Genomic DNA, 11,983 nt, shown 5'->3' on the forward strand with positions numbered 1-11,983 from the left:
TTGCACCAAACCCTGTGGGAGCGAGCCTGCTCGCGAATGCAATCTGTCAGTTGACGATGATGTCGACTGACCCAGCGCTTTCGCGAGCAGGCTCGCTCCCACAGTAAAGCGGACCGTGTTTCTCCAGGCTGTACTGGTGGGAGCTTCACCATGTTGAACACCCTTCTTCCAATCCTGTTGTTCGCAGCCCTGGCCCTTGCGGTGCTCGGCGCGTTGCGGCGGGTGGCCATGTGGCGTCGGGGCCGGGCCTCGAAGGTCGATCTGATCGGCGGCCTGTTGGCCATGCCCAAGCGTTACATGGTCGACTTGCACCACGTGGTGGCGCGGGACAAATACATCGCCAACACCCACGTCGCCACGGCCGGTGGTGCGGTAGCGTCGATCGTGCTGGCGATTCTGGTGCACGGTTTCGGCCTGCATAACCGCATCCTCGGCTATGCGCTGCTGTTGATGACGGCGGTGATGTTCGTCGGTGCGCTCTTCGTTTATCGGCGCCGGCTCAATCCGCCGGCACGGTTGTCGAAAGGCCCGTGGATGCGCCTGCCGAAAAGCCTGCTGGCTTTCTCCGCCTCGTTCTTCCTGGTGACCCTGCCGGTGGCCGGAATTCTCCCGGAGAACTTCGGCGGCTGGCTGCTGGCGGCGATTCTCGGGCTCGGCGTTTTGTGGGGCGTGTCGGAGCTGTTCTTCGGCATGACTTGGGGCGGGCCGATGAAGCACGCCTTCGCCGGCGCCCTGCACCTGGCTTGGCACCGCCGCGCCGAGCGCTTTGGCGGCGGTCGTTCCACCGGTTTGAAACCGCTGGATCTGAATGATCCAAGCGCGCCGCTCGGCGTGGAAAAACCCAAGGATTTCACCTGGAACCAGTTGCTCGGTTTTGACGCCTGCGTGCAGTGCGGCAAGTGCGAAGCGGCGTGCCCGGCCTTCGCTGCCGGCCAGCCGCTGAACCCGAAAAAGCTGATTCAGGACATGGTCGTCGGCCTCGCTGGCGGCACTGACGCGAAGTTTGCCGGTAGCCCTTATCCGGGCAAGCCAATCGGTGAGCACAGCGGCAATCCGCATCAACCTATCGTCAATGGTCTGGTCGATGCCGAAACCCTGTGGTCGTGCACCACCTGCCGTGCCTGCGTCGAGGAATGCCCGATGATGATCGAGCACGTCGACGCCATCGTCGACATGCGCCGCCATCTGACGCTGGAAAAAGGCGCGACCCCGAACAAGGGTGCCGAGGTCCTGGAAAACCTGATCGCCACTGACAACCCCGGCGGTTTCGCTCCGGGCGGGCGGATGAACTGGGCGGCGGATCTGAACCTCACTCTGCTCAGCGAAAAGAAATCCACCGACGTGCTGTTCTGGGTCGGCGACGGTGCCTTCGACATGCGTAACCAGCGCACCTTGCGTGCGTTCGTCAAAGTGCTGAAAGCCGCGAAGGTCGACTTCGCCGTACTCGGCCTCGAAGAACGTGACAGCGGTGACGTGGCCCGGCGTTTAGGCGACGAAGCGACCTTCCAGCTGCTCGCCAAACGCAATGTCCAGACCCTGGCCAAATACAGCTTCAACCGCATCGTCACCTGCGATCCGCATAGCTTCCATGTGCTGAAAAACGAGTACGGCGCGTTCGACGGCAACTACCTGGTGCAGCACCACAGCACCTACATGGCGGAAATCATCCAGGCCGGTGCGCTGAACCTCGGTCAGCACAAAGGCAACAGCGTGACCTACCACGACCCGTGCTACCTCGGCCGCTACAACGGCGAGTACGAGGCGCCGCGTGAAGTGCTGCGCGCCCTCGGCATCGAGGTCAAAGAGATGCAACGTTCCGGCTTCCGTTCGCGCTGCTGCGGCGGCGGTGGCGGTGCGCCGATCACCGACATTCCGGGCAAGCAGCGGATTCCCGACATGCGCATGGATGACATCCGCGAGACCGGCGCCGAGCTGGTGGCAGTAGGTTGTCCACAGTGCACGGCGATGCTCGAAGGCGTGGTCGAACCGCGTCCGCTGATCAAGGACATCGCCGAACTGGTGGCCGACGCGCTGCTCGAAGACGCCGCGCCGAACAAGCCTGCCACCCCGGCCAAACGTGAACCTGCGGAGGCCCACTGATGAGCGACATTATCCGCCGCGACCCGCGCGCCGAATGGATTGCGCGTAACCGCCTGCATCCGCTGCACGCGGCCATGCAACCGGCGCAACACAGCTGGATGGGCCCCAATGGCGTCATCCGCAAGAACCTGCACGGCATCGGATTCATCGGCCCCAACGGCATCAAGCGTATCGATCACAGCGGCGCGCAACAGGGCGGGGCGGTCAAACGTTCGGCCACGGTTGAAGTGCAGTTGCCGCTGCATCAGGTGCCAGCCCCGGCGTTCTACATCAGCGTGGTGCCGGACATGGTCGGCGGCCGCCTGAGCAGCCACGACCGCGACTTGCTCGGCCTGGCTCATCAACTGGCCGGCAACGACGGCGCGGTGCTGGCGGTGGTGTTTGGCGAGCACAAAGAGAACGCCTTCGCCACGGCCGGCGTCGATCGCTTGCTGGTACTGGAGGGCGACCAATTCAGCGGTTATGCACCGGAGCAACGGGTGCAGGGCCTGCGGGCTGTGGATAACCAGTTCAATCCGCGCCACTGGCTGCTGCCGGACAGCCGCAGCGGTGGCGGCGAACTCGGTCGGCGTTTTGCCGCGGCACTGGGCGAACGGCCGGCAACGCGAGTCTGGCAGGTCAAGGATCAGGAATGCATCGGTCGCGCTGGCGCGGGCCTGCAAGACCTGGCGCGACCGGTCGCACGTTTGATTCTGGCCGCAGCCGAATGCGCGGAACCGGTCAGCGAAACCCGTCATGAGGCGCTGCCGGTGGAGTTATCCACAACGGTGGCGCGCAGCCTGTCGCGGATCGAGGATCTTGGTGCGGTCGCGGTGGACCCGGCGGCGATTCCGATGGCCGAGGCCGAATTCATTTTCTCCGGCGGCAACGGGGTCAAGGACTGGGCGCTGTTCCACCAGACCGCTGCGGCGCTCGGCGCCACCGAAGGCGCCTCGCGGGTCGCGGTGGACGATGGCTTCATGGCGCGTGATCGGCAGGTCGGCGCGTCCGGCACCTGGGTCACCGCACGGGTTTATGTGGCTGTGGGTATCTCCGGGGCGATCCAGCACCTGCAAGGCATCGGTGCCTGCGACAAGGTGGTGGCGATCAACCTCGACCCCGGTTGCGACATGATCAAACGCGCCGACCTGTCGGTGATTGGCGAGAGCGCGGAAATTCTTCAGGCGTTGATCGCGGCGGTAGCGGCTTACCGCAACGAAGCCAAGCGCGATGCGGCTTAAGGAACGGGTTATGAGCACAAAGATCATCAGTCTGGTTTCCATCGGTGCCCATCCGACCTCGGGCCGGCCACGCCGCGCCGAACAGGATGCCCGCGCCGTAGAACTGGGCCTGCAACTGGCTGGGGATAACCTGCAAGTGCTGCACGCCGGAGATGTCGCGGAACCGGCGCTGCGCGCCTATCTGGGCATGGGCCTGGAACAGCTGCATGTGCTGGAGCAACCCGCTGGCGCCGACGCCTTGCCGGCGCTGACCGCGTATCTGCGTGATGCCGGCGCCCAGGTAGTGCTGACCGGCAGTCAGGCGGAAACCGGCGAAGGCTCGGGCATGTTGCCGTTCTTGCTCGCCGAAGGGCTGGGCTGGCCGCTGGTGGTCGGGCTGGCGCAGATCGAGTCGATCAATGATGGTTCGGCGCTGGTGCTGCAAGCCTTGCCCCGTGGGCAGCGGCGGCGGTTGAAGGTGAAGCTGCCGTTTCTGGCGACTGTGGATAACGCCGCGCCCAAACCTCGACAGAGTGCCTACGGTCCGGCGCGACGCGGAGTTTTGCAGGCTGAAGACATCGAAGTGGTGGACGATGAGTTGCTCGCGATTGCCACCTTGCAACCGGCCAAGCCACGGCCGAAACGTTTGAAGGTGATCAAGGCCAAAAGCGGTGCCGACCGCATGAAAGCGGCGACGGCCAAGGCCAGCGGTGGTGGTGGGCAAGTGCTCAAGGGCGTTACAGCGCAGGCCGGGGCGGAAGCGATCCTCAAACTCCTGATCGAAGAAGGCGTCGTTCGCTAGCCACGATCTTCCAGACACTGAACACCCCCTGTGGGAGCGGGCTTGCTCGCGAAAGCGTCGTTTCAGCTGCATCAAAGTTGAATGACCCACCGCTTTCGCGAGCAAGCCCGCTCCCACATTGGTTAAGGGGCAGCAGATCTCAGTGTGTTTACCCACAATCCCTGTTGGCGGATCTGTGGATAACGTGTTCGCCCATCCCTGTACCCCACGCCAATCAAGCCCTCCAGGCTCCAGCTCAAAAAACAACCAGCCTAAGTCACGGTTTTTCCGGGCTTTTTCTCCTGAATAACTTCAAGAGTTGCCCCCAATCTCTGTTGGCGCTTCTGTGGACAAGATGTTCGCTGTCCGCTGCAAGCCATATAAAACGTGGCCTTTATAGGATTGATCAATAATTGATCGATTAAGCTTTTAAAGCTGATAATCCCCGTGTAAACCGCGATTTCACACAGCCCTCAGCGCTTTTCCACAGCCGCCGCGAAGTTACCCCCGAACTCTGTTGGTGCTTCTGTGGATAACGTGTTCGCCATCCTCTACAAGCCATGAAAACCGTGGCTTACAAAGACTTGATCAAAAAATAGCCAATGTGTCTGGCAAACCATCATTCTGGATAAGTCACGATTTTTCTTCACAAATCAGCGAGTTATTTTTCCAGTCATCCACAGTTACCCCCAATTGCTGTGGGCGGTTATGTGGATAACTTGTTTGCCAAACCCTGCAGGCCCCGTCGGGCATAGTCCAAACAGCAATTGATCAGATTTCATACAGTTCTAAACCGTTGCCTTGACTTCGATTCCTGCGCTGTCTTCACTGCAATGGCACAAGGACAGCCGTCACTTATCCACATCAGGTTCTGGGAGAACGCATGATGGATAGCCGCCCACACCGCCATCCCCCCTCGCCACGCAAGCGCACGTTACGTCGTGCGGCCAATCAACGCGCTCGTCTGTAGCGACCTCCTGCTTTAACCGCTGTGCTGTCGCCGGGCTCGACCCGGAGGCCAGGTGCCCGTTCGCCCATAGATTGCAGGCAACCGCAGAGTTGCCCCATCTGCCTGAGAAGAGGAACACCCTCATGACACGCATCGCAACGCCCATCAGCGAGATCAAGGAACACTACGACGTGATCGTCATCGGCTCCGGTTATGGCGGCGGCATTGCTGCGTCGCGCCTGTCCCGGGCCGGCAAGCAGGTGTGCCTGCTCGAACGCGGGCGGGAAATCCAGCCCGGTGAATACCCCAACACCATGATCGCCGCGACCGAAGAGTTGCAGGTGCATGACCCGGACGGCCACATCGGCTCGCGCACCGGGCTGTTCGATCTGCACGTCAACGCCCAGCAGAACGTGGTGGTCGGCTGCGGCCTCGGCGGTACATCGCTGATCAACGCCAATGTTTCCCTGGAGCCGGAACCCGGGGTGTTCGAGGATCCACGCTGGCCGCAGGCGGTACGCGAGCACCGCGACACGCTGCTCAAGGACGGTTACGCCCGTGCCCGGGAAATGCTCAAGCCTAATCCGTACCCGAACAGCGCACCGAACCTGCCCAAGCTCGACGCCAACAAAAAGTCTGCGGACTACCTCAAGCAAGGCGCGCATTTCTACAAGCCACCGATCAACGTGACCTTCGACAAACTGCCGAACAACCTCAACCACGTCGGCGTCGAGCAACTGCCGTGCAACCAGTGCGGCGACTGCGTCTCGGGCTGTAACAACAAGGCCAAGAACACCACATTGATGAACTATCTGCCGGATGCCTGGAACCATGGCGCGGAGATTTTCTGCCAGGCTGAGGTGCGGCATCTGGAGCGCGACGGCGATGGCTGGATCGTGCACTTCCAGTACCTCGACAGCGGGCGCGAGAAATTCGACGCGCCGACGCTGTTCGTGAAGGCCGATATCGTCGTGGTCTCCGCCGGCACCCTCGGCTCTACCGAGATCCTTCTGCGTTCGCGGGACAAGGGTCTGGTGATGTCCGGTCAGCTCGGCGAGAACATGAGCGGCAACGGTGACATTCTCGGCTTCGGCCACAACTGCGAGCAGATCATCAACGGCATCGGTTTCGGTGCGCATTCGGCCAAGGAACTGCAACCGGTCGGCCCGTGCATCACCTCGATCATCGACATGCGCACCGAAGGTGACTGGCGCAGCCGCATGGTCATCGAGGAAGGCTCGATCCCTGGCGCCCTCGGCCGGCCGATGGTACCGGCGATGGCCGGGTTTGCCGAGATGATCGGCAAGGCCACGGACGACAGTTTCAGCGGCAAGCTCGGCTACAAGGAGCGCGAGGCCGAGAGCTTCCTGCGCGGGCCGTATTATGGCGCGCTGCACAACATGCAGACCTACCTGATCATGAGCCACGACAGCGGCCAGGGCCGGATGATTCTCGACAACAAGGACCAGTTGCGCATCGACTGGCCGGGTGTCGGCGAGCAGGAAAACTTCAAACTCGGCAATGAGCGTCTGTACCAGAGCACCAAGGCGTTGGGCGGGGTGTGGGTGGAGAATCCGATCTGGACCAGGCTGCTCAAGCACAGCATCGTCTCGGTGCATCCGCTGGGCGGTTGCGTGATGGGCGAAGACGCGACGCAAGGCGTGGTCAATCACAAGGGCCAGGTGTTCAGCGGCGCGGCCGGCACCGATGTTTACGCCAGTCTGTACGTGACCGACGGCGCGGTGATCCCGACCTCGCTGGCGGTCAATCCGCTGCTGACCATCTCCGCCGTGAGCGAGCGCAACATGGGCCTGCTCGCCGCCGACCGTGGTTGGCAGATCGACTACACGCTGCCGTCGGCACCGCGCAAACAGGTGGCACCACCGACTCTCGGCGTGCAGTTCACCGAAACCATGAAAGGCTATTTCTCCCGCGCCTTCACCGCCGCGCAAAGCACCGATCTGAAAGTCTACGAAGCGGCGGCCAAACGCGGTGAGGCAGATAATTCGCCGATCGACTTTACCCTGACCATCACCGCTAACGACCTCAACCGGATGATCAAGGAACCGGAGCACGCCGCGACCATTGTCGGTACGGTCAATGCCCCGGCGCTGTCGCCGCAACCGCTGACCGCCAGCAACGGCGTGTTCAATCTGTTCGAACAATTCGAGCAGCAGGTCGACACACGGCACATGAAATACGACATGAAACTGACCGCCGAGGACGGCAACGACTATTTCTTCAGCGCCTTCAAAACCGTGCCGGAAGACAACGGCGTGCTGAACATCTGGCACGACACCAGCACCCTGTACGTGACGCTGTACCGCGGGCCGGACAAGTCGGGCGAGGTGATCGGCTCCGGGGTGATGCACATTCATCCGACCGATTTCGCCAAGCAGATGACCACCATGAAAGTGCTCAACGCGCGTAACGAGCGCGAGCGCATCGAAGGCCTGGCGCGTTTCGGCAAGTTCTTCGCCGGGATTCTCTGGGAGAGTTACGGCGGGGTCTTCGCTGGCGATATCTACTTCAACCCCGACGCGCCTCCACGCCTGAAACGGCCACTGGATGCACCGATCCCGGCGGTGCATTTCTTCCCCACCGAGGACGGCGTCGAGCTGCGCCTGACCCGTTATCAGGCCGGTAGCAAAGGCCCGGTGATGCTGGTGCATGGCCTGGGCGTCGGCTCGAATATCTTTTCCACCGACACCATCCAGACCAACCTGCTGGAGTACCTGTGCAAGCACGACTATGACGTGTGGCTGCTGGATTTCCGCGTGAGCATTCTGCTGCCGGCGAGCAAGAAGGAATGGAATGGCGACCAGATTGCCCAGTACGACTTCAAGGCTGCCATTGCGCAAATTCAGCAGGAGACGCAGGCCAAAGACGTGCAGTGCGTGGTGCATTGCTACGGCGCGACGACATTCTTCATGTCGTTGCTGGCAGGGCTGCAGGGTGTGCGTTCGGTGGTCTGCTCGCAGATTGCCGCTGACACTGTGGTTGCCACGGCTACCGGGTTGAAGGCCGGTTTGCACCTGCCGGGCATGCTCGATGCAATCGGTATCAAATCGATGACGGCTTACGCTGACAGCAAGGAAAACTGGTTCAACCGCCTCTACGACAAGGCCCTAAACGGTTACGCGCGGATCGAGGCGCAGGGTTATTGCACCAACCCGGTGTGCCACCGCATCACCTTCATGTACGCCTCGCTGTACCGCCACGACACGCTCAACGAAACCCTGCACGACAACCTGCACGAGCTGTTCGGCGAATCGAACATCGAGACCTTCGAGCACCTGGCGCTGATCGTGCGCAAAGGGCATCTGGTGGATTTCAAAGGCAACGATGTGTACATGCCGCACTTCCAGCGGCTGACGATGCCGATCTGCTTTATCAGCGGCGCGGAGAACCAGTGTTACCTGCCGGAAAGCACGCTCAAGACCTACCAGCGAGTCTGCGAAGCCCACGGGCCGGAGCGCTACAGCCGGCACGTAGTGCCGGGTTACGGTCACATCGACTGCATGTTCGGCAAGAACGCGGTGGTGGATGTGTATCCGATCATCCTTGAACACCTGGAGAAGACGGCCCTCGGCTGATGAGGTTTTCCTGTGGCGAGGGAGCTTGCTCCCGCTGGGCTGCGAAGCGGCCCCAAAACCTGAGAGTGCGGTTTTCCTGAACCACCGCATCTGCCGGGTTTACGACGGCTTCGCCGCCGAGCGGGAGCAAGCTCCCTCGCCACAAAAGCTCATCACACAGAGGGACTCTCCTAAGGTCTGCACAAGGAAATGGATGACATGGATACCTACATCCGCTGGTTTCAACGCTTCATCTGGATCGGCATTGCGATGAACATGGTGTTCGCGATCCCGGCGCTGTTCGCGCCGGGGTTGCTGACATCGGTGGTCGGTCTGCCGCCGCAACTCTCCGACCCGTGGCTGGAAAACGCCGGGATGCTGCTGGTGGGCATCAGCGTGTTTTACATGCCGTCGGGCTTCAACGCGCCGCGCTATGTGGTGCATTCCTGGCTGTGCGTGCTGACGCGGCTGATCGCCGTGGTGTTCTGGATTTACCTGATCAATACGAGCATTCAAGGCTCGGTGTTCGTGCCGATGCTGATGGGCGATCTGAGCTTTTTCCTGATCCTCGGCATTCTGCTGTACCTCGGCACCACGCCCGCGAACCGGCCATGGGCGCTGCTGTGCGATGGCTGGCGCGAGTGGCGCGCGGCCTGGGCGCGGCAATGGCAGAGCCATGCCTTCAAGGTCGGTACCTTGGTCGTACTGGCGCTGCTCGGTTTCATCGGTTACCAGACCTGGTACCAGATGCTGCGCGTGGTGCCGGAGCAGGAATACGCCTCCGACGAAGATCACTACAAATACGCCGCCATCGGCCTGGGCATCGAAGCGCGGATCCCGTATTACCTGTTCGCCGTGCTGCCGCAGATGTGCCCGGAAAAACTGCCCAAACCCGGCGGCTGGGAAGTCCTCGGCTTTCTCTATGAGAACGGCAAGGACCTGCCGATCGGCATGGCCAAGCGGCAGATCGGTTACCCGACCGTGGAACCGAACTGCGCGCTGTGTCACACCGGCTCCTACCGCGCCAATGCCAGCGACGTTGCGGTCAACGTACCCAGCGCGCCGGCCAACACCCTGCAACTGCAGGCCTTCCAGTGGTTCGCCTACGATTGCGCCAGCGACCCGAAATTCACCACCGACGCGGTGATGGCGGCGATCAACGGCAAATTCCAACTGGGCTTTTTCGAGAAACTCTACAACCGATATCTGATTATTCCGATGGCGAAGAGCGCTTTGCTCAAGCAGAAACAGGCCTACGCCTGGCAGAAGCTGCGTCCGCAACAGGGCCCGGGCCGCACCGACACCTTCAACCCGACGAAAATGGTGGTGTTCGGCTTCCCGGATGACTCGACCATCGGCACCGTCGATCTGCCGCAAGTGTGGAACCAGAAGCCGCGGGAATCGATGTACCTGCACTGGGACGGCAATAACAACAAGATCCACGAACGCAACTACGCCGCCGCGATGGCCGTGGGCGCGACCCCGGAATCGGTGCTGCCGCCGAGCTTCAACCGAGTGACCAACTGGCTGCTCGGGCACAAGGCGCCGGCGTGGCCGTGGGCGCTGGATCAGGCGAAAGTTGCGCAGGGCAAACCGATCTGGGAAGCCAATTGCGCCGCGTGCCACGACTTTGGCCGCGCCGATACCGGGCAGGTCACCACCAACATCGATCAACTGGGCACCGATCCGCATCGGCTGGACTCGTTCACCACCGGTCTGGTGACGGCGTTCCACACCTTCAAGAAACCGCCGTTCGACTTCGGTGCCTATCGCAAGACCCAGAGCTACAGCAACACGCCGACTGACGGCATCTGGCTGCGCGCGCCGTACCTGCACAACGGTTCGGTGCCGACCCTGTGGGATCTGCTGCAACCGCCGGAAAAACGTCCGGTGGTGTTCATCACCGGCTCCGACGTCTACGACCCGGTCAACGTTGGTTTCGTCACCACGGGCGCTCAGGCCAAAGCCTCGGCGGATTTCAAATACGACACCCGACTGGAGGGCAACCACAACAGCGGTCACCTGTACGGCACCACGCTGTCGGACGACGACAAACGTGCGTTGATCGAATTCATGAAAACCCTGTGAGCCCTTACGGATAGAGGATTACGCCATGTCACTGGTCAGTCATTGGGAACACGAGTACGACAAGGTCAAACTGCGCATTCACGGCTTGTTCACGCGCATGGAAATGGCCTGGATGAAGCTCATCAGCGAGCTGGAACCGCAGGAGTTTCAGGCGATCATCAAGCTGCTGCAGCGCGGTCACGATCAGGCGCAGTACGTTCTGAAAAACGGTGAGTTGCCGGGCGATGAACCGGCGGTGCCGTGGGAGTTGTCTCATGGCCTGTCGATTTTGCGCATCGGCAATGCCACGCCGTTGCCGCAATCGCCCGATCAACTGGCAACCCGGGTGCTGCAGGACGGCAGTCTGCTGGGGTGTCGCAAGTGGGAGTTGCTCGACCTGCTGTGGAGCGAGGCATTGCTCAAGTGGATTGAAAACCTGCGCCATCACGCGACCTTCGGCACTGACCCGGCGGTGGTGCAGATGGAGCGCGACGTGACCCTGGCGATTGCCGGCGACTGGGGCACCGGCCCCTTCGACAGTCATGCGCCGGCGGTTTCAGTCGCCAACCAGATGCAACTGGCGCAAGCGGATTTCACCATCCATCTGGGCGACGTCTACTACGCCGGCAGCCATTCGCAGGAAGACGTCGACATGGCCGGTTGGCCGATGGGCAGCCACGGCTCGTTCACCCTCAACTCCAACCACGAGATGTACAGCGGCGCCCACGGCTATTTCAAAGAACTGGCCAAGCGCTTTCCGGGGCAGCAGGGCACCAGTTATTTCGCCTTGATCAACGACGACTGGCTGGTGGTCGGGCTGGATTCGGCGTATGCCTCGGACGCGATGAACCTGTACATGGACGGCACGCTCAACGAGCCGCAGATCACCTGGATGAAAGCCCTGCCGAAACGCAAAAAGATCATGGTGCTCAGCCATCACCAGGGCTTCGATATTTCCGGGCATCACCAGACCGCGCTGTATCAACCGGTGTGCGATGCCCTGGGGCGCGAGCCGGATTATTGGTACTGGGGGCATCTGCACAACGGCATCGTTTACGCACAGCAGGGCGGTTTGCACGCGCGGTGCGCCGGGCACGGGGCGATTCCCTATGGCAATGCCAGCGAGCTGAACGGGCATTCGCGGGTGTTGTGGTCGGAGACGCAGGATGCCAATGATCCGGCGTATCCGCTGCGGGTGTTGAATGGCTACGCGAAAATCAGGCTGGTGGGGGAGGATATTTTTGAGGAGTTTATTGGGGAGGATGGATCGGTGAGGTGGTCATCCAAGTAATGAGGTGGCTGTCCTGACGCC

6 protein-coding genes are annotated in these 11,983 nt (G+C 61.6%); all 6 read left to right on the forward strand.

What is annotated here, in order from left to right; translation table 11 throughout:
- The first annotated feature begins 150 nt into the window (after positions 1 to 150).
- Positions 151 to 2,100, forward strand: coding sequence for a dimethylglycine demethylation protein DgcB (gene dgcB / locus V3W27_RS03645; protein ID WP_330205926.1), 1,950 nt, complete (start codon positions 151 to 153; stop codon positions 2,098 to 2,100).
- Complete coding sequence (gene etfA / locus V3W27_RS03650; protein WP_330205927.1) at positions 2,100 to 3,320, forward strand: electron transfer flavoprotein subunit alpha; 1,221 nt, start codon at positions 2,100 to 2,102, stop codon at positions 3,318 to 3,320. Before dgcB ends, etfA begins: the two co-directional genes overlap by 1 nt.
- A 10-nt stretch (positions 3,321 to 3,330) precedes the next feature.
- Entirely contained in the window at positions 3,331 to 4,101 is a 771-nt protein-coding gene (gene etfB / locus V3W27_RS03655) for an electron transfer flavoprotein subunit beta (protein ID WP_330205928.1), read from the forward strand.
- Between the two features lie 1,071 nt (positions 4,102 to 5,172).
- On the forward strand, positions 5,173 to 8,625 hold the full coding sequence (locus V3W27_RS03660; RefSeq protein ID WP_330205929.1) for a GMC family oxidoreductase N-terminal domain-containing protein: 3,453 nt from the start codon (positions 5,173 to 5,175) through the stop codon (positions 8,623 to 8,625).
- A 198-nt stretch (positions 8,626 to 8,823) separates the two neighbouring features.
- Entirely contained in the window at positions 8,824 to 10,692 is a 1,869-nt protein-coding gene (locus V3W27_RS03665) for a hypothetical protein (RefSeq protein WP_330205930.1), read from the forward strand.
- A 25-nt stretch (positions 10,693 to 10,717) separates the two neighbouring features.
- The gene (locus tag V3W27_RS03670; protein WP_027610657.1) at positions 10,718 to 11,962 is read left to right on the forward strand and encodes a metallophosphoesterase family protein; all 1,245 of its coding nucleotides are present in this window, start codon (positions 10,718 to 10,720) and stop codon (positions 11,960 to 11,962) included.
- Positions 11,963 to 11,983 lie beyond the last annotated feature (21 nt).

This window comes from Pseudomonas sp. AM14(2022) (assembly GCF_036346455.1).
GTDB lineage: Bacteria > Pseudomonadota > Gammaproteobacteria > Pseudomonadales > Pseudomonadaceae > Aquipseudomonas > Aquipseudomonas putida_A.

Excerpts from the sequence above, each read along its gene's own strand:
- dgcB (WP_330205926.1), top strand. The coding sequence starts at position 151 with ATGTTGAACACCCTTCTTCCAATCCTGTTGTTCGCAGCCCTGGCCCTT.
- etfA (WP_330205927.1), top strand. The coding sequence starts at position 2,100 with ATGAGCGACATTATCCGCCGCGACCCGCGCGCCGAATGGATTGCGCGT.
- etfB (WP_330205928.1), top strand. The coding sequence starts at position 3,331 with ATGAGCACAAAGATCATCAGTCTGGTTTCCATCGGTGCCCATCCGACC.
- V3W27_RS03660 (WP_330205929.1), top strand. The coding sequence starts at position 5,173 with ATGACACGCATCGCAACGCCCATCAGCGAGATCAAGGAACACTACGAC.
- V3W27_RS03665 (WP_330205930.1), top strand. The coding sequence starts at position 8,824 with ATGGATACCTACATCCGCTGGTTTCAACGCTTCATCTGGATCGGCATT.
- V3W27_RS03670 (WP_027610657.1), top strand. The coding sequence starts at position 10,718 with ATGTCACTGGTCAGTCATTGGGAACACGAGTACGACAAGGTCAAACTG.